This is a genomic window from Curtobacterium sp. UCD-KPL2560 (assembly GCF_001705035.1).
Lineage (GTDB): Bacteria > Actinomycetota > Actinomycetes > Actinomycetales > Microbacteriaceae > Curtobacterium.
This window is the reverse complement of sequence record NZ_MCIG01000007.1, coordinates 34,860-52,912: the sequence shown is the minus strand read 5'-3', so window position 1 is coordinate 52,912 and position 18,053 is coordinate 34,860. Positions and strand designations below refer to the sequence as shown.

Sequence of the window (18,053 nt, the reverse complement as noted above, 5' to 3'; positions counted from 1 at the left end):
CCTGCACCCGCCGGCTCCGCGTCCGTGGGGCCCGGCCACGACCTGCCGTCGACTCCGCGGACGGCGAACGCGGATCAGGAGCCGGTGAGCTGCCCGCCGCACCGGAAGGCGGCCGTGGTGACCGCGTCGAGGGCCGGGAGCGCCGCCGCCCGCGACGACCCGATGGCGTAGAACGCGAACGTCAGCCGGGTGCCGTCCGCGGCGTCGATGTACCCGCCGAGGGTGTTCGCGCTGTCGATCCACCCGGTCTTGGCGTGCACCTTGCCCCGCGCCACCGCGTTCGCTCCCGTGAAGCGGCTCGCGAGCGTCCCGGACTGGCCCGCCACCGGCAGCGACTGCGCCAGCGTGCCGAGGCCCTTCGACCCGGCCGCGACCTGGACCATGAGGTGCGCGACGAAGTCCGGCGAGACGGCGTTCGACGCGCTCTCCCCCGAACCGTCCTTGATGACGATGCCCGCGGGGTCGACGCCGTAGGACGCGAGGGCCTTCTGGTACACGCCGGTCAGGGACGCCGCCGAACCGTCCGAGCCGGACTCCTTCGAGGAGACACGGGCGAGCATCTCGGCGAGCGTGTTGTCGGAGTTCGGGATCATCTGCCCGACGAGCGTCGAGACGGGCTGCGAGGACACCGTCGCGATGGTGTCCGAGCTCGTCGTCGCGCGCTGCACGATCTGCGCGTTCCCGGCACCCACCACGCCGGCGTTCGCGAGTGCCGTGCGGAACGCGGCGCCCGCACGGCCGACCGGGTCGGTGGACCGCGGCGAGGTGGCGGCCGCGGGGTTCGCCCGGTCGCCGTCGACCATCAGGGCGGTGACCTCGGGCTGGTACCCGATCGTCCGCTCACTGACCGGCCAGGTCGGATCCCAGGCGTCGCTGTCGTTCCAGTACGTGTCGTCGGTGACGATGGTCGACACCGGGGCGTCGCCGAGCGAGGCCTTCACCTGCTGCGCGAGCTGGGCGAGGGTCGGCGCACCCGGGTACACGGTGCCGCCGCCGACCGAGAGGGTGGCGTCGCCGTGTCCGACGATCGCGATCGTGCCGTCCGACTCCTTCGTCACGGTGGTCGGGATGCGGTGGTCGCCCCCGAGGACCGACAGGGCGGTCGCCGTCGTCAGCGTCTTCATCACGCTGCCGGTCTGCGCCGGCTGGTCGCCCTTGCGCGAGAACAGCACCTGGCCCGTCGCCGCGTTCATGACGTACCCCTCGAAGGCACCGAGACCGGGCGCGGACGCCTCTGCGTCGATCGTGCACGTCCGCAGCGGGTCCGGTCCGCCCACGGTGGCGGGGAGGGCACGCGTGTCCGCGGTCGGCGTCGGCGTGGGTGTCGGGGTCGCCGAGGCCGGACGCGTCGCGCGCGGTCCGGCCGCCGCGGTGGAGCGACCGTCCGTCCGGTCCCCCGGCATCGTCGCCGACGCCACGGCCACCGCGCCGCCCGAGCCGAGAACGAGGACGCCCGCGAGCGCACCGGCGATCCACGGGACGGGGCGCCGGGCCACGGAGGCCCGCAGGGCGGCGACCGTCGCGCGGACGCGGTCGGGGACGGACTGCGGCGAGGGCTGCTGGTCGGACATCGTGACCGATCCTACGGAACAGCGGGAGGAGCCTCCAGACCCGGTTCCGCATCGGCCGCGTAGCGGACGCCGACCTGCCGACGGGCCTCGTCCATCACGGCCATCACGGCGACGGTCTCCTCGGGGTCCATCGGACCGCCCTCGTGCGTCCCGGAGGTGACCATCTCCTCGAACGCACGTGCCTCGTGGGCGTAGCCCGCGAGCTCCTCGCGACCGTCGAACTCCTCGACCACCGCACCGTCCCGGTCCCGGATCCGCCACGTCGTCGGCGTGTACCAGGTGGCGTCGACGTCGATGCGGCCGTCCTCGCCGATGACCGACGCCGTGTTCGGGCTGCGGACGTCGAGGGCGAAGTGGAGCACGGACTGCGCGCCGCCCTCGTGGGTGAGCACGACGCCCATCTGCGTGTCGACCCCCTGCTCGCTCAGGGTGCCGGACGCGCTGACGGCCGTCGGGACGCCGAGCACGTCGACCGCGAACGAGATCGGGTAGACGCCGAGGTCGAGCATCGCGCCACCGCCGAGCGCGGGGTCGTTGAGCCGGTGTGCCGGATCGCTCGGCAGCGCCTGGTGGTGGGTGGCCTCGACGACCCGCGGGCGGCCGATGCGACCCTCGGCCAGGACCTGCCGGATCATCCGGGACTGCGGGAGGAAGCGGGTCCACATCGCCTCCATCACGGCGACGTCCGCGCGGCGGGCCGCGTCGACCACGCGTCGGGCCTCGGCCGCGGTGATGGTGAACGCCTTCTCGACGAGCACGTGCTTGCCCGCGCCGATCGCGAGCAGGGCGTCCTCGGCGTGCCGGGAGTGCGGGGTGGCGACGTAGACCGCGTCGACCTCGTCGTCGGCGACGAGCGCTTCGTACGACCCGTGTGCGTGCGGGATGCCGTGCTCGGCCGCGAAGGCATCGGACCGCTCCTGGCTGCGGCTGCCGACCGCGACGAAGGTGATGCCCGCGGCGGTGCAGTCCGCCACGAAGGAGTGGGCGATGCCACCCGTGCCGATGACTCCCCAGCGAACCGTCATGGGTCCTGTCTACCAGGACGGTGGTGGATGGCCGTGGGGACGTGGGGCCGTGGGGACGACGCCCGCGGAGGCGCCCACGCCGGGACGACGCCTTCCGGGACGCCCCCGCCGGTTCCGGGACGCCCCCGCCGGGACGACGCTGCTGAGACGACTCCTGCTGAGACGACTCCTGCTGAGACGACGGAAGCCCCGGCCGCTCCGGTGGTGACCGGTGCGGACGGGGCTTCGTGGCGGAGCCGCCTGTCGGAATCGAACCGACGACCTATTCATTACGAGTGAATCGCTCTACCGACTGAGCTAAGGCGGCGGACACTCCGTTGCCGGAGTGGCACGGGAGACGACTATACAGGCCGGGGCGGGTGAACGCGAAACGGGCGGGAGCCCGTGCGTGGCGGACCGTTCCCGGCCGGTGCGGACGGCTCAGCGGGTCGCGCGGGCGACCGTGACGAGGAGTGCCTCGAGGGCCAGCAGCGCCGCGACGTTCGCCGCGATCCGGTTCCGCGCGAGGGACACCGCGTCGAGGACCTCGAGTGCCGAAGCGGGCGGCACGGCGTCGAGCGCGCGGTCGAGCTCGGCGCGCATCGACTCGTTGACGGGCTCCGTCGGGACGCCGAGGCCGAGCAGCAGGAGATCGCGGTAGAGCGAGGACACGTCGACCAGGATGCGGTCGAGCCCGTCGCGCAGGCTCCGGGTCGCACGACGCTTCTGGTCCTCCTCCATCGCGCGCAACTGCGATCGGAGTGCCGGCGGCACGGTCCCGCCGGGTTCGACGCCGAGCGAGCGGAGGGCGGCGTCGCGTTCCTCGGCATCGCGCTGCTGGGTGATGGCCTTCGCGTCCTCGTCGGCGACCGCGAGGAGTTCCGCGGCCGCGAGGACCGCGTCGCCCACGGACCGGACGCGCAGCACGGTGGTGAGCGTCCGGCGACGCCGGTCACGGGCGTCCGCGCTCGTCGCGAGGCGCTGCGCCATGCCGATGTGGCTCTGTGCCTGCCGCGCGGCGTCGGTGGCGAGTTCCCGGTCGACCCCGGTCCGCGCGACGATGAGGTCGGCGACCGAGTCGATGCCGGGGACCCGCAGCCGGACCGAGCGGACGCGGGACCGGATCGTCGGGAGGAGGTCGGCCTCGCTCGGCGCACAGAGGATCCAGACCGTGCGCTCGGGCGGTTCCTCGAGCGCCTTGAGCAGGAGGTTCGACGTGCGCTCCGTCATGCGGTCTGCGTCCTCGACGATGACGACGCGGTAGCGCCCGACGGACGGCGAGTAGTACGACGACGTGACGAGCTTGCGGATCTCCTCGATGGTGATGATGACCCGTTGGGTGGTCAGCACCGACACGTCGGGGTGTGTCCCGGCGGTGATGAGGCGCAGCGTGTGGTCGTCGTCCGGGCCGGAACCGACCAGTGCGGCGGCGAACGCGGCGGCGACGTTCGAGCGACCCGACCCGGGCGGACCGGTGATCAGCCACGAGTGGGTCATGCCGCCGGTGTCCTCGGGACCCTCGGCGGCGCTGCGGAGCGCAGCGACCGCGTCGTCCTGCCCGGTCAGGCCGTCCCACACACTCACGACGCCATCCTGCCGCCGACCACCGTCACGACGGGTCCTCCTCGGCGATCCCGACGAGCGGAGCGACGGCCTCCCGGATGCGCTGCTGCACGACGTCCGGGTCGGCGGCGGCGTCGACGACGAGGAACCGCGCGGGTTCCGCGGCGGCCATGTCGAGGAAGGCGCGACGGACCCGCTCGTGGAACACGGCCGCCTCGGACTCGAGACGGTCGAAGGTGTCTCCCCGTGCCGCGGACACGCGCGCTCGTCCGACCGTGACGTCGAGGTCGAGCAGGACGGTCAGGTCCGGGACCAGCCCGTCCGCGGCCCAGTCGGACACCGAACGGATCTGCTCGGCGCCGAGGTCGCGCGCGACGCCCTGGTAGGCCACCGAGGAATCGACGTAGCGGTCCTGCAGCACGACCTCGCCGCGGGCCAACGCCGGACGGACGACGGTCTCGACGTGTTGCGCCCGGTCGGCCGCGTACAGCAGGGCCTCGGCACGCGGGGCGACGTGACCGCGCTCGTGGAGGACGATCTCGCGGATCCGCTGCCCGAGGTCCGTGCCGCCCGGCTCCCGGGTGCGCACGACGGTCCGGCCGTGTGCCTCGAGCCAGTCGGTCAGGAGGGCGGCCTGCGTCGTCTTGCCGGCGCCGTCGCCGCCCTCGAGGGTGATGAAGCTGCCGGTCACTTCTTCTTGGCCGTCTTGGCGGCCGGCTTGCGGGCCGGCGCCTTCTTCTTCACCGGACCCTTGGCACGCTTGTCCGCGAGCAGCTGGATCGCACGCTCGTGGTCGACGGTCTCGACGTCCTCGCCACGCGGGATGGTCGCGTTCGTCTCGCCGTCGGTCACGTACGGACCGAAGCGGCCGTCCTTGACCTTGATCGGCTTGCCGGACACGGGGTCGGCGTCGAACTCCTTGAGGGCTGCCGTCGCGGCCTTGCGTCCGCCGTACTTCGGCTGCGCGAACAGCTCGAGCGCGCCCGGCAGGTCGACGTCGAAGATCGCGTCCTCGCTCGGGAGGGTCCGGGTGTCCGTCCCCTTCTTGATGTACGGGCCGTAGCGACCGTTCTGCGCGGTGATGTCCTCACCCGACTCCGGGTCCTTGCCCACCACGCGAGGCAGGTCGAGGAGCTTGAGCGCGGTCTCGAGGTCGACCGTCTGCGGGTCCATCGACTTGAAGAGGGACGCCGTGCGCTCCTTCGGCGCGGCGGGCTTCTTCGTGGTCTTCTTCGCCGGGGCCTTCTTCGCGGTCGTCTTCGCCGCGGTCGTGCCGTCCGTCGCCGCTGCGGCGTCGGCCGTCGCAGCCGGGGTCTCGACGACCTCGCCCGTGGCCTGGTCGACGACCGGCTCGGGCTCGGGGGTGCGCTCGGTGACGTACGGGCCGAACCGGCCGTCCTTCGCGAGGACCTCCTTGCCGGTCTCCGGGTTCACACCGACCACGCGGTCCCCGAGCACGGGCGCGTCGACGAGTTCCTTGGCCTTGTCGACCGTCAGTTCGTCGGGCGCGAGGTCCTCCGGGACGTTCACCCGTCGGGGCTTCTCCGGGTCGTCGCTCGGCACCTCGATGTAGGGGCCGTAGCGACCGATGCGCAGGGTCAGGCCGGGGGCGAGCTCGACCGAGTTGATGTCGCGCGCGTCGATCTCACCGAGGTTGTCGATGACGGTCCGGAGCCCGCGGTGGTCGCCGCCGCCGAAGTAGAACTCCTTGAGCCAGTCGGACCGGTCCTCCTCACCGCTCGCGATGCGGTCGAGGTCCTCTTCCATGCTCGCGGTGAAGTCGTACTGCACGAGGTCGGAGAAGTGGTCCTCGAGGAGCCGGACGACGCTGAACGCGATCCAGTTCGGGACGAGAGCGCTGCCCCGCTGCGTGACGTAGCCGCGGTCCATGATCGTCGAGATGATCGCCGCGTACGTGGACGGACGACCGATCCCGAGCTCTTCGAGCGTCTTGACGAGGCTCGCCTCGGTGTAGCGCGGGGGTGCGGAGGTGTCGTGCCCCTTCGCCTCGACCTCGCTCACGCCGAGGTGGTCGCCCTGCGCCATCTGCGGCAGCTTGGCGTCCGCGCCGTCGGCCCCGCCGGCGTGGCGGTCCTCGTCGCGGCCTTCCTCGTAGGCGTTGAGGAAGCCGCGGAAGGTGATCACGGTGCCCGACGCGGTGAACTCCGCGTCGGTGCCGTTCGCCGTGGCGGCGACCCCGGCGACCGGGTCGGACGACGTGATCCCGAGGACCACCGACGCCGTGGACCCCTTGGCGTCCGCCATCTGGGACGCGACGGTGCGCTTCCAGATCAGGTCGTAGAGCTTCCAGTCGTTGCCGCGGAGGACGCCGTTCATCTCGGACGGTGTCCGGAAGGTGTCGCCGGCGGGGCGGATCGCCTCGTGCGCCTCCTGCGCGTTCTTGCTCTTGCCGCTGTAGCTGCGCGGCTTGTCCGGGATCGTCTCCGGGCCGTACAGCGCCGAGGCCTGCTTGCGGGCGGCGGTCACGGCCTGCTGCGACAGCGAGGACGAGTCCGTACGCATGTAGGTGATGTGGCCGTTCTCGTACAGCCCCTGCGCGACGCTCATCGTCTGACGGGCGGAGAAGCGGAGCTTGCGCGCCGCCTCCTGCTGCAGGGTCGAGGTCGTGAACGGCGCTGCGGGACGGCGCGTGTAGGGCTTCGACTCCACGCTGCGGACGACGGCGTCGCCGGCCTGCTCGAGGACGGTCGTCAGCGCGGCGGCCGACGCCTCGTCGAGCCGGACGGCCTCGCCCTTGAGCGTGCCGCGGTCGTCGAAGTCGCGGCCCGAGGCGACGCGGGTCCCCTGGAGCCGGGCGAGCCGCGCGGTGAACGCGGTGTCCCCGACCTTCTCGAACCGAGCGGTCAGGTCCCAGTAGTTCGCCGAGACGAACGCGAGGCGCTCGCGCTCGCGGTCCACGACGAGACGGGTCGCGGCCGACTGCACGCGGCCGGCGGACAGGCCGGGACCGACCTTGCGCCAGAGCACGGGCGAGACCTCGTAGCCGTAGAGCCGGTCGAGGATGCGCCGGGTCTCCTGCGCGTCGACGAGCGCCGTGTCGAGCTCCCGGGTGGCCTCCTGCGCACGCTGGATGGCCTCCTTGGTGATCTCGTGGAACACCATGCGCTTCACGGGGACCTTGGGCTTGAGCACCTGGAGGAGGTGCCACGCGATGGCTTCGCCCTCGCGGTCCTCATCAGTCGCGAGGAAGAGCTCGTCGGCGTCCTTCAACGCCCGCTTCAGCTCGGAGACCGTCTTCTTCTTCGCGTCAGACACCACGTAGTAGGGCTCGAAGCCGTTGTCCACGTCGACGGAGAACTTGCCGAGCGAGCCCTTCTTGAGCTCCGCCGGGAGGTTCTTGGGCTCGACGAGGTCGCGGATGTGTCCGACTGACGCCTGGACCTCGTATCCGTCACCGAGGTATTGCGCGATCGTCTTCGCCTTCGCGGGGCTCTCGACGATCACGAGCTTCTTCGTGCCTGGCACGTGACTCCTTGATCGATGGTGCGCGCCGGCCCTGGACCGCAACGAGGTCCGGGTCGACCGGGACGACGGTGACCGGGGGCCGACGTGCACACCATACACACTGTGTTCGGGCGACCCGGCGGCGGGACCGGCGACGGCGACCGCGTCGGCGACGAACGGTCCGGATCCGGTCTCGACGGCGACACGCGCGGTCGCGCCCGCAGTCTCGCAGGAGGTCGACCGCGCACCGCCGGCCGCGACGACACGGTCGGCGACGACGCACGGACGCCCCGGCACCCGACCGACCGCGACAGCGGCGGCCGCGGTCGCCCCGGCGTCCGCGGCCACCTGGGCCTGCACGCCGAGCACCCGGGAACGGGCGCCGAGGACGGTTGCCGAGCCGACCAGCAACGCCAGTGCGACCGCGGCGACGAGCACGACCGTGGCCGAACCGCGCTCGGACCGCGCGAGCCCGCGGTTCACCGGCCGCCGTCCGCCGCGCAGCCGGTGGCGCGCAGGGGCACCGCGGCGAACAGGCCGCCGGCGCTCCCGTGCACGTCGACGCAGACGATGCCGTCGACCCGGCGGACCGTGGTGCTCGCACCGGGGGCGATGGTGCTGACCGCCCGGGTCGCGGCCGCCTCGTCGGCACGGCCGAGCGCGCGCGCCGCCGCCCCCGCGGCGGCCTGCATCCGGCCCACGCGGTCGACCAGGACGACCGCGGTGACGAGACCGAGCACCACGAGGGTGACGACGGGCAGTGCGACCGCGAACTCCACGGTCGCACTCCCCCGGTCCCCGGGACGCCGGTCCCGTCGCGGGCGGGCTCCGCGCGGACGCCGACCGGCCGGAGCAGTCGTGCCGCTCACGGCGTGAGGGCCCCGCGGACCAGGTCCGTGAGGATCTGCTGGACCTCGCCCGAACGCATCACCGCGACGAGCACCCCGGCGAAGGCGACCGCCGCGAGGATCACGACCGCGTACTCCGCCGTCGCCGACCCGCGGTCGTCGCCGAGGTCGACCACCGAGACGCCCCGGCGACGACGCTCGTGTCCGATGGTGTCCTCCTGGTTGATGGTCTGTTGCACGTCCTGCTCCTTCCGCTCGGTGTCTGGTCCTCCGACGATCGCCGATCTCCGCCTGCCGCAGAGCGCCGATCCCGCTTCCTGTGGACAGGTCAGCCGAGGCCGCCGACGGTGGAGGAGAGGACGCCGACGACGACCGGCACCACCCCGACGAGCACGAAGGCGGGCAGCACGCACACCCCCAGGGGCAGGACGAGCCGGACGCCGAGGCGTTCCGCGGCTGCGAGACCCGCGGCGGCTGCGTCGTCGCGGACGTCCTCGGCAGCGGCACGCAGCAGGGGGACCGCCGGGACCCCGGCGCGTCGGCTCAGGTCGAGCACCTCGTGCAGGCGGGCGTCGGCCGCGGCGTCCCGCCCCCGGGCGACGGCCGGCGAACCGCCTCGTGCCGGACGCTCGACGCCGTCGAACCCGTGCTCGGCGAGCACGGCCGCCACCGTGGCACCTGCGCTCGACCACGACCCGCCCCCGGCGAGCGCCACGGCCCACGCGTCGAGCAGGACGCCGGGGATCCGCCCGTCCGGGCTCGCCCGCCGGACCAGCACACCGGACCACCGTCGACCGACGGCGACCAGGACGCCCGCCACGACCACGCAGGTCCAGCCGACCGGCCGCGTCAGCAGCACCTCGACGGCCCCGGCACCCCACGCGGCGCCGAGCCCGATGCCGAACGCGGGGAGCGCCAGCACGACGCGTGCACTCGCCCGGGGGCCGGCCAGCGCCACCCGGACGGCCCGGTCGGCGGCGGACGTCCGGCGCATCGCCGACGCGAGCCCACGGAGCGTCCCCGCCGTCGGCGCGCCGCTCCGTTCCGCGACGTCGAGCACGAGACGGACGTCGTTCCACGCCGGACCGCCCGTGGCCGGCCGACCGCCGACCAGCTCCCAGGCGCGCGGTGGCGGGACGCCGGCGCCGACGAGCACCGCGACGCGGTCGAGGACCCGGGCCGCGGCCGGACCGTCCGGCGTCACCGGTCCACACGGCGCACGACGAGCCGGCCGTCCTCGAGTGCGAACGCCCCGAGCGCGGTGACGCCGCGCCACCGACCGTGCCGCTCCACGTGCACGACGAGGTCGAGGGCGCTGACGACCTGTCGCGCGAGGGCGTCCGGGCTCCACCCCGCGGTCGCACCGAGCGCCTCGAGTCGCGCCGGGACGTCGGCCAGGCCGTTCGCGTGGAGCGTGCCGGCGCCGCCGTCGTGCCCGGTGTTCAACGCGGACAGGAGCTCGCGCACCTCCGCGCCGCGACACTCCCCCACGACGATCCGGTCCGGGCGCATCCGCAGCGCCTCACGCACCAGGCGGTCGAGCCCGATCGCGCCCACGCCCTCCGCGTTCGACTGACGTGCCTCGAGCGCGACGACGTGCGGGTGGTCGATCCGCAGTTCTGCGAGGTCCTCGACCGTCACGATCCGTTCGGTGCTGGGCACGGCGGCGAGCAGTGCGCCCAGCACGGTCGTCTTGCCGCTGCCGGTCGCCCCGGTGACGACGAGGTTCCGCCGCGCCGCGACGGCGTCCTCGAGCACCGTGCGCCCGACGAGCCGGAAGGTGCCGGTGCGTTCGAGGGCTGCCAACGTCGGCCGTTCCGGCCGCGGGAGTCGGACCGAGAGCGCCGTGCCGTGCACCGCGACGGGTGCGAGGACGGCGTGGACCCGGATCCCGTCGCCGAACCGGACGTCCGCGCACGGGGTCGTCTCGTCGACGTGGCGTCCCCCGAGCGCCACGAGCTCGGCTGCGAGCGCACGGACGCGCCGCTCGGGCAGGATCGGCCCGGCCCGCTCGAGTCCGAGTCCACGGTCCACCCAGGTGCCGGAGTCGCCGACGACCAGCACGTCGGTCACCTCGGCGTCCGCGACGACGGCCGCCAGCTCCTCGAAGGCCGCCGCGTCGACCGCCCGTCGGCGTGTGGGGCTGCCGACGCGCGGCAGGAACGGGGGGTCGTGGACGGCGGTCCTGCTCCGTCGGGCGCCCCGCCGCTCGGGTGCGGCGCCGTCCGGGCGCCCGCCGTCGTCGGTCCGTCCCGCGACCGCCGCGCGTGGGTCCCGAGCCGGGCAGTCGACCGCCGAGCGCACGGCGACCGCCGACCGGGCCGGCACGGGCGGCCGGTCGACGACGGGCGACGGGCCGGCGCCTCGACCGACCGCTCCGGTGACGGCGGCGGTCGCCCGTCCGGCCACGTCAGCGGTCGCGCGTCCGGTCGCGGCAGCGGTCACGGGGGCGGTCGCCCGGTCGTCGCTGCCACCGACCGGGTCGACCCTGCGGATGCCGGTGCCCCCACCGCCCGCTGGCCCGTCCCGCTCGCGGCCGGCGCCCCGCGTCGTGGCGGCGCGACGTCGTGGCGCGGGGTCGGGCGGTCCGTCGGCTCGGTGTCGGTGCATGGACGGCACGGTAGGCAGCGCCTCGGCACGGACGGCGCACCGCGGACCAGCACGTGGATCGTTCGCCGCTGTCCCCAGCCGATGGCTGTTTTGTCCCCCGAAACGCAATCCCGTACCCCGTTCGGCTGACCGGCGGGCAGGGCACCGCGGTACACCGACGGGAGCTCGGGAGGCCCTCGCAAGTACCTCGCTCCGGGCTCGACGGCCGCGGCGCGTGTCCGTCGACGCGTGGACAGACCTGTCCACCGTTCGGCACCAGCGCGCGGATCGCGCCCGGACCGCACGGCGGGTTCTGCGACACCCGTCGGGGAAAAAGAAGAGGCGGCACCGGTTGGGGGGAACTGGTGCCGCCTGGACACCAGCGGATTGGGGGGAATCCGAGCCGATGCCACCGGAAACGAGTCCGGCGAGGACAAGTGTACCCCATGACGCCCCGTGCTCGGCAACCCCGGACCCGGCCGAACCGATCCACCCACGCTGACCCGGACACCGCCCGGACAGCGCACACACCCCGGCCGCCCCGCCGGCCCACCCCTCCCCGAGGGGTAGTCTCCGACTGCACCCCTGCCGCAACGACGCGAGAGGACCCCGATGTCCACACCGACCCAGGCCGACGCCCGTCACGAGGACGGCCCGACCTTCGCGCCGCCCGCCGAGTTCGTCGCGGACGCCGTCGCCCACGCGGACCTGCACGAGTCGGCCGCCGCCGACCGCGAGGCGTTCTGGGCCGACCAGGCCCGGACCCTGCTCGACTGGCGCACGCCGTTCACCCGGACCCTCGACTGGTCCGGTGCCCCGTTCGCGAAGTGGTTCGACGACGGCACGCTCAACGTCGCCGAGAACTGCCTCGACCGCCACGTGCGCGCGGGAAACGGCGACCGGGTGGCGATCCACTTCGAGGGCGCACCGGGCGACACGCGTCGGATCACCTACGCCGAGCTGACCGCCGACGTCCAGCGCGCGGCGAACATGCTGACGGACCTCGGCGTCGGTGCGGGCGACCGCGTCGTCGTCTACCTGCCGCTCATCCCCGAGGCCGTCGTCACGATGCTCGCGGTCGCCCGGATCGGCGCCGTGCACTCGGTCGTCTTCGGCGGCTTCAGCGCCGAGAGCCTCCGCACGCGCATCGAGGACGCCGGCGCGAAGGTCGTCGTGACCGCGGACGGCGGCTGGCGACGCGGTGCCGTCTCACCGCTCAAGCCGGCGGTGGACGAGGCGCTCGCGGGCCCCGGGACCGACTCCGTCGAGCACGTCCTCGTCGTGAAGCGCGGCGGCAACCGGGTCGGGTGGACCGAGCGCGACCGCTGGTGGCACGACGAGCTGGCGAAGGCCGCCCCCGAGCACGAGGCGCAGCCGTTCCCGGCCGAGAACCCCCTGTTCATCCTCTACACGTCGGGCACGACCGGGAAGCCGAAGGGCATCGTGCACACCTCGGGCGGCTACCTGACCCAGGCCGCGTACACGCACCGCAACGTCTTCGACATGCACCCGGAGAAGGACGTCTACTGGTGCACGGCCGACATCGGCTGGATCACCGGGCACTCCTACGTCGTCTACGGGCCGCTCGCGAACGGCGTCACACAGGTCCTGTACGAGGGCACCCCGGACGAGCCGAAGCCCGGCCGGTGGTGGGACGTCGTCGACACCTACGGCGTCACCGTCCTCTACACCGCCCCGACCGCGGTGCGGGCCGCGATGAAGGCCGGACGGCAGATCCCCGAGGCCCGCAGCCTCGAGTCCCTCCGACTGCTCGGCAGCGTCGGCGAACCGATCAACCCCGAGGCGTGGCAGTGGTACCGCCAGGTCATCGGCCACGACCGCACGCCGATCGTCGACACGTGGTGGCAGACCGAGACCGGCGCCATCATGATCTCGGCGCTGCCGGGCGTCACGAAGCTCAAGCCCGGCGCGGCCCAGACCCCGCTGCCCGGCATCGTCGCGGAGATCGTGGACGAGGACGGCCACCGCGCCGACCCCGGTGAGAGCGGGTACCTCACCATCACCGAGCCCTGGCCGTCGATGGCCCGCGGCATCTGGAACGACCCGGACCGCTTCGTCGAGACCTACTGGTCACGCTTCCCCGGCCGCTACTTCGCGGGCGACGGTGCGCGGCTCGACGGCGAGGGCGACCTCTGGGTGCAGGGTCGCGTCGACGACGTCATGAACGTGTCGGGCCACCGCCTGTCGACGGCCGAGATCGAGTCCGCGCTCGTCGGCCACGAGGGCGTCGCCGAGGCCGCCGTCGTCGGCGCCGCCGACGAGACCACCGGTCAGGCCGTCGTCGCGTTCGTCATCCTCACCGCCGAGGCGGCGGAGGGCGCGGACCGCGACGCGGTCGCGAAGGAACTGCGCGACTGGGTCGGCAAGCGGATCGGCGCGATCGCGAAACCACGCCAGGTGGTCGTCGTGCCGGAGCTCCCGAAGACGCGGTCCGGCAAGATCATGCGCCGTCTGCTCCGCGACGCGGCCGAGGGCCGCCGCATCGGCGACACGACGACGCTGGCCGACCCGACGATCATGGCGACCATCGCGGAACTGATGTAGGCCGCCGGACGCAGGTCGCGCCTCCCGTCCGACCGGACTGGAGGCGCGACCTGCGTGACGGGGCGGGGAACCGCCGTCAGTCGGTCAGTTCGACGACGAGCTCGACCTCGACCGGTGCGTCCAGCGGCAGGACGGCGACGCCCACCGCGCTGCGCGCGTGGACGCCGGCCTCACCGAAGACGTCGCCGACCAGGGTGGACGCGCCGTTGGCGACCCCGGGCTGGCCGGTGAAGGAGGGGTCGGACGCCACGAACACGGTGACCTTGACGACCCGGGCGACGCGGTCGAGCGACCCGGCGACCGACTCGACGGCCGCGAGGGCGTTGAGCGCCGCGGTCCGCGCCTGCGCGGTCGCGGTCTCGGCGTCGACGTCGGCGCCGACCTTGCCCGTGACGGGGAGGGCTCCGTCCACGAACGGGAGCTGTCCCGCCGTGTACACGTGGTGCCCGGACACGACCGCCGGGACGTAGGCGGCGACGGGTGCCGCGACGGGCGGCAGCGTCAGGCCGAGCTCGGCCAGTCGGGCGGCGACGCTCACGCCTCGGCCCTCGGACGCTTGAGGTAGGCGACGAGCCCGCCCTCGGGGCCGGTGACGACCTGGACCAGCTCCCAGCCCTCGTCCCCGAAGTTGTTGAGGATCGCGGTCGTGTTGTGGATGATCAGCGGCGTCGTGAGGTATTCCCAGCGCATCATGGAGATCCTTGCCAGCCTTCCGGTCGGGGGTGTCGTTTAGGCTGCATCCTATGTCTGCCCAGAAGACGTCTGCCTCGCGGACCAAGCCCGTCTCTGCGATCGGCGCCTTCATCGGCTTCGTCGGCTTCAGCGCGCTCGCCGGCCTGCTGGTGACCATCGGCGTCACGCCCGCGATCGCGGTCGCCGGGGTCACCACGACCTCCACCATCGGCGTGTTCGAGTCGCTGCCGGAGTACATCGAGATCGGTGACCTGCCGCAGCGCAACGAGGTCCTGGCGTACTCGGGCGGCCAGTCCGTCCACCTGGCGACGGTCTACGACCAGAACCGCCAGGAGCTGCAGTTCGACCAGATCAGCGACCAGCTGAAGAACGCGGCCATCGACGGCGAGGACAAGCGCTTCTACGACCACGGCGGCGTCGACATGACGTCCCTGGTCCGTGCCGGTGTCGGATCCCTCGCGGGCGGGCTCGGCGAGTCCGGCGGTGGCTCGACGCTCACGATGCAGCTCGTGCGCAACATCAAGATGCAGCAGGCCCTCGAGCTGCCCTCGCAGGAGGAGCGCCAGAAGGCCTACAACGACGCGGTCGAGCAGACCATCCCCCGCAAGCTCGAGGAGATGAAGCTCGCGATCGGCCTGGCGAAGAAGTACTCGCACAAGGAGATCCTCACCGGGTACCTCAACATCGCCTACTTCGGTGACCAGACCTACGGCGTGCAGGCCGCGGCGCAGCACTACTTCAACAAGAGCGCGACCGACCTCAGCCCCCAGGAGGCCGCGTCGATCCTCGCGATCGTGCAGTCGCCGAACACGCGCAACCTGTCCGACCCGAAGTACTACGACGCCAACGTCGCCCGTCGCGACGTGATCCTGAAGTCGATGTTCGCGCAGAAGCACCTGACGCAGGAGCAGTACGACCAGGCCATCGCCTCGAAGCCGGCCGACTACGTGCGCCTGACGCAGCCGAGCCAGGGCTGCCAGTCGGCCGCGGGCAACGGCTCGCAGTTCTTCTGCGACTACGCCGTCAAGGTCGTCAAGCAGATGTCCCAGCTCGGCGCGACCGAGAAGGACCGCGCGACCGCGTGGCGCAACGGCGGATTCACGGTGCAGACGACCCTGAACCTCGACCTCAACGGTCAGCAGAAGGACCTGCTCAACAAGTTCGACCCGAACACCGAGAGCCGCTTCAAGCTCGGTGGCGCCCTGAACTCGGTCGAGGCCTCGACCGGCCGGATCCTGACGATGGCGCAGAACAAGGACTACGACCAGTCCCTGCAGTCACCGCCGACCGCGACGTCGATCAACTACAGCGTCGACAAGGAGTACGGCGGGTCGATCGGCTTCCAGGTCGGCTCGACCTACAAGGTCTTCACGCTGCTCGACTGGCTCAAGGCCGGTCACGGCCTCAACGAGTCCGTGAACGGGACGCCGCACAACACCTCGCGCTGGACGCAGTGTGGCGACACGATCTACTCCGCCTGGGCGCCGAAGAACGACTCCGCGGGTGAGAACGGCAACTTCACCGTCGCCCGCGCCACGGCGCTGTCGGTCAACGCGGCGTTCGCCTCGATGGCCGCGAAGCTCGACCTCTGCGACATCCGGCAGACCGCGCAGGACCTCGGGGTGCACTCGGCCGACGAGAAGACCGAGCTGAACGCCTACCCGTCGTCGATCCTCGGCACGAACAACATCGCGCCCCTGACCATGGCGTCGGCGTACGCGACGATCGCGAACAACGGCACCTACTGCGCCCCGATCGCCATCGACAACGTGAAGAACGCCGAGGGCAAGGACCTCGGCGGTCAGCCGAAGCAGTGCAAGCAGGTGCTCGACCCGGGTGTCGCCGCATCGGCCGCGTTCGCCATGCGCGGGACGATCCAGTCCGGTACCGCGGTCGGCGCCCAGACCCCGGACGGCACGCAGCTGTTCGCGAAGACGGGCACCACCGACGACGCCGACCAGATCTGGCTCGTCGGCGCGAGCTCGAAGGTCGCGACCGCCTACTGGCAGGGCAACACCGACGGTGGCAAGAACAACCTCCGCCACTACCTCCCGGGAGCCGGGTACGGCTCCTACGCGTCGCAGCGTGCCCACGTCTGGCAGCAGGCGATGATCCCGATCAACGCCATGTACGAGGCCGGGCCCTTCCCGACCCCGTCGCAGGCCGCCCTCCGCGGCAACAGCCAGAACGTCCCCGACGTGACCGGCAAGACGGCCGACGAGGCCCGTTCGATCCTGGCCGGCGCCGGCTTCACCTACGTCGACGGTGGCGCGCAGCCGGGGTCCGGGACGCCCGGGACGGTGTCGAGCACCTCCCCCGGTGCCGGATCGCTGCTCTCGGCCGGTTCGTCGGTCACGGTGTACACGACGGACGGCTCGCAGGCGACCGTTCCCGACGTCGCGGGCAAGAGCCTCCGGGACGCGCAGGGCGCCCTGGGCGGTGCCGGGTTCACCTCGGTCGCCGTGTCGGACCAGTTCGCCGCCGGTGGCGCGGAGTGCACGGTCGCGGGGGTGAACCCCGGAGCCGGCACGAGCGCGGCGAAGTCCACGCCCGTGACGCTGCAGCTGTTCGGCGACAAGGACGGCAAGGCTCCGAAGGGCTGCCAGTGACCCGCGGTCGCGCGGCGCTCGGGATCATCGCAGCGGGCGCGACCATCGGAGCGGCGACGACGGCGTGGGGCACCCTCGTCGAGCGTCGCCGCTTCGGCATCCGGTGGGAGACCGTGCCCGTCCTCGCGCCGGGCTCCCGTGACGTCACGGTGCTGCACCTGTCCGACATCCACATGGCGCCCTGGCAGGCCGACAAGCAGCAGTGGCTGCGCGACCTGAGCCTGGTGGAGCCCGACTTCGTCGTGAACACCGGCGACAACCTGGGCCACCCGACGGCCAACGCGGCGATCGAGTACGCACTCGAGCCGTTCCGCGGCGTGCCGGGAGCCTTCGCGCACGGCTCGAACGACTTCTTCGGTCCGCAGCCCCGGAACCCGTTCAAGTACTTCACCGGGCCGAGTCGGCATCACTCAGGCGCCCGTCCGGTCGAGCTCGACGTCGACCGGCAGACGGCGTTCTTCGAGTCGCTCGGCTGGCTCGACGTCAACGACCAGGCGCACGCGATCGAACTCAAGGGCTCGCGCTTCGAGTTGTTCGGTACCTCGGACGCGCACCGCGGCTGGGACCGACTCGACCTGCTGCCGACCAACGTCGACGAGATGCGCAGCACGGTCCCGTGGACCGAGGACGAGGACGGCCCCTCCCCCGTCGCGATCGGCATCACGCACGCGCCGTACCGCCGCGTGCTCGACGCGTTCGTCGACCAGGGTGCCGACGTCGTGTTCGCCGGGCACACCCACGGCGGCCAGGTCCAGGTGCCGGGCGTCGGGGCGCTCGTCACGAACTCCGACCTGCCCCGCCGGTACGTCAGCGGGCTGCACAAGTGGCAGCACCGGGCGCACTGGTCGTGGCTCGAGGTCTCTGCGGGCATCGGGACGTCGATCTACGCGCCCGTGCGGTTCTCGTGCCGCCCCGAGGCGGTCGTCGTGACCCTGACCGCGCGGACGGACTGACGCGTCCGGACGACGCGCCCGGGCGTCACCGCGATGGTCGTGAGCACCCCCGATCATCCGGTAGACTTCTGGGGTTGCTCCGGTTCGGAGTGATCACACCGCGGGGTGTGGCGCAGCTTGGTAGCGCGCCTCGTTCGGGACGAGGAGGTCGCAGGTTCAAATCCTGTCACCCCGACACTGTGTTGAGACAGTA

General features: G+C 72.6%; 14 protein-coding genes and 2 tRNA genes. 4 read left to right on the top strand and 12 right to left on the bottom strand.

What is annotated here, in order from left to right; all coding sequences use genetic code 11:
• Positions 1-74 precede the first annotated feature (74 nt).
• The 10 genes from dacB to BEP24_RS17955 form a co-directional block, all read right to left on the bottom strand.
• The gene (dacB, locus tag BEP24_RS03595) at positions 75-1,571 is read right to left on the bottom strand and encodes a D-alanyl-D-alanine carboxypeptidase/D-alanyl-D-alanine-endopeptidase (protein ID WP_253181552.1); all 1,497 of its coding nucleotides are present in this window, start codon (positions 1,569-1,571) and stop codon (positions 75-77) included.
• A gap of 11 nt (positions 1,572-1,582) precedes the next feature.
• Complete coding sequence (locus BEP24_RS03590; RefSeq protein ID WP_065960343.1) at positions 1,583-2,596, bottom strand: Gfo/Idh/MocA family oxidoreductase; 1,014 nt, start codon at positions 2,594-2,596, stop codon at positions 1,583-1,585.
• A 234-nt stretch (positions 2,597-2,830) separates the two neighbouring features.
• Positions 2,831-2,903 (bottom strand) — tRNA-Thr (locus tag BEP24_RS03585).
• Between the two features lie 113 nt (positions 2,904-3,016).
• Positions 3,017-4,159, bottom strand: coding sequence for a DNA polymerase III subunit delta' (locus tag BEP24_RS03580; RefSeq protein ID WP_065960341.1), 1,143 nt, complete (start codon positions 4,157-4,159; stop codon positions 3,017-3,019).
• A gap of 25 nt (positions 4,160-4,184) precedes the next feature.
• On the bottom strand, positions 4,185-4,829 hold the full coding sequence (gene tmk, locus BEP24_RS03575; protein WP_065960340.1) for a dTMP kinase: 645 nt from the start codon (positions 4,827-4,829) through the stop codon (positions 4,185-4,187).
• Complete coding sequence (gene topA, locus BEP24_RS03570) at positions 4,826-7,624, bottom strand: type I DNA topoisomerase (protein WP_065960396.1); 2,799 nt, start codon at positions 7,622-7,624, stop codon at positions 4,826-4,828. The genes tmk and topA overlap by 4 nt, the downstream gene beginning before the upstream one ends.
• Before the next feature lie 458 nt (positions 7,625-8,082).
• The gene (locus BEP24_RS03565) at positions 8,083-8,382 is read right to left on the bottom strand and encodes a hypothetical protein (protein WP_065960338.1); all 300 of its coding nucleotides are present in this window, start codon (positions 8,380-8,382) and stop codon (positions 8,083-8,085) included.
• Positions 8,383-8,468: 86 nt separating this feature from the next.
• Complete coding sequence (locus BEP24_RS03560) at positions 8,469-8,660, bottom strand: DUF4244 domain-containing protein (RefSeq protein WP_065960394.1); 192 nt, start codon at positions 8,658-8,660, stop codon at positions 8,469-8,471.
• Positions 8,661-8,779: 119 nt separating this feature from the next.
• Positions 8,780-9,655, bottom strand: coding sequence for a type II secretion system F family protein (locus BEP24_RS03555; protein WP_065960336.1), 876 nt, complete (start codon positions 9,653-9,655; stop codon positions 8,780-8,782).
• The gene (locus BEP24_RS17955) at positions 9,652-11,061 is read right to left on the bottom strand and encodes a TadA family conjugal transfer-associated ATPase (RefSeq protein ID WP_083230040.1); all 1,410 of its coding nucleotides are present in this window, start codon (positions 11,059-11,061) and stop codon (positions 9,652-9,654) included. Before BEP24_RS17955 ends, BEP24_RS03555 begins: the two co-directional genes overlap by 4 nt.
• 591 nt (positions 11,062-11,652) lie before the next feature.
• Here BEP24_RS17955 and acs point away from each other — a divergent pair.
• On the top strand, positions 11,653-13,605 hold the full coding sequence (acs, locus tag BEP24_RS03545; RefSeq protein WP_065960335.1) for an acetate--CoA ligase: 1,953 nt from the start codon (positions 11,653-11,655) through the stop codon (positions 13,603-13,605).
• Between the two features lie 76 nt (positions 13,606-13,681).
• On the opposite strand, the gene BEP24_RS03540 is transcribed toward acs, so the two are convergent.
• Positions 13,682-14,143, bottom strand: a complete 462-nt coding sequence (locus BEP24_RS03540; protein ID WP_065960333.1) for a RidA family protein — start codon at positions 14,141-14,143, stop codon at positions 13,682-13,684.
• Entirely contained in the window at positions 14,140-14,298 is a 159-nt protein-coding gene (locus BEP24_RS17390; protein WP_171898715.1) for a hypothetical protein, read from the bottom strand. Before BEP24_RS17390 ends, BEP24_RS03540 begins: the two co-directional genes overlap by 4 nt.
• 50 nt (positions 14,299-14,348) lie before the next feature.
• Between BEP24_RS17390 and BEP24_RS03535 the strand changes: the two genes are divergently transcribed.
• The 3 genes from BEP24_RS03535 (at position 14,349) to BEP24_RS03525 (ending at position 18,035) form a co-directional block, all read left to right on the top strand.
• Positions 14,349-16,907, top strand: coding sequence for a transglycosylase domain-containing protein (locus BEP24_RS03535; protein WP_065960331.1), 2,559 nt, complete (start codon positions 14,349-14,351; stop codon positions 16,905-16,907).
• Complete coding sequence (locus tag BEP24_RS03530) at positions 16,904-17,860, top strand: metallophosphoesterase (RefSeq protein WP_065960329.1); 957 nt, start codon at positions 16,904-16,906, stop codon at positions 17,858-17,860. Before BEP24_RS03535 ends, BEP24_RS03530 begins: the two co-directional genes overlap by 4 nt.
• Before the next feature lie 101 nt (positions 17,861-17,961).
• Positions 17,962-18,035: transfer RNA gene (locus BEP24_RS03525), tRNA-Pro, on the top strand.
• The last annotated feature ends 18 nt before the right edge of the window (positions 18,036-18,053 follow it).

Bases quoted from the DNA above. Each gene is read 5' to 3' on its own strand.
- dacB (WP_253181552.1), bottom strand. From the start codon at position 1,571: ATGTCCGACCAGCAGCCCTCGCCGCAGTCCGTCCCCGACCGCGTCCGC.
- BEP24_RS03590 (WP_065960343.1), bottom strand. From the start codon at position 2,596: ATGACGGTTCGCTGGGGAGTCATCGGCACGGGTGGCATCGCCCACTCC.
- BEP24_RS03535 (WP_065960331.1), top strand. From the start codon at position 14,349: ATGTCTGCCCAGAAGACGTCTGCCTCGCGGACCAAGCCCGTCTCTGCG.
- BEP24_RS17390 (WP_171898715.1), bottom strand. From the start codon at position 14,298: ATGATGCGCTGGGAATACCTCACGACGCCGCTGATCATCCACAACACG.
- acs (WP_065960335.1), top strand. From the start codon at position 11,653: ATGTCCACACCGACCCAGGCCGACGCCCGTCACGAGGACGGCCCGACC.
- BEP24_RS17955 (WP_083230040.1), bottom strand. From the start codon at position 11,061: ATGCACCGACACCGAGCCGACGGACCGCCCGACCCCGCGCCACGACGT.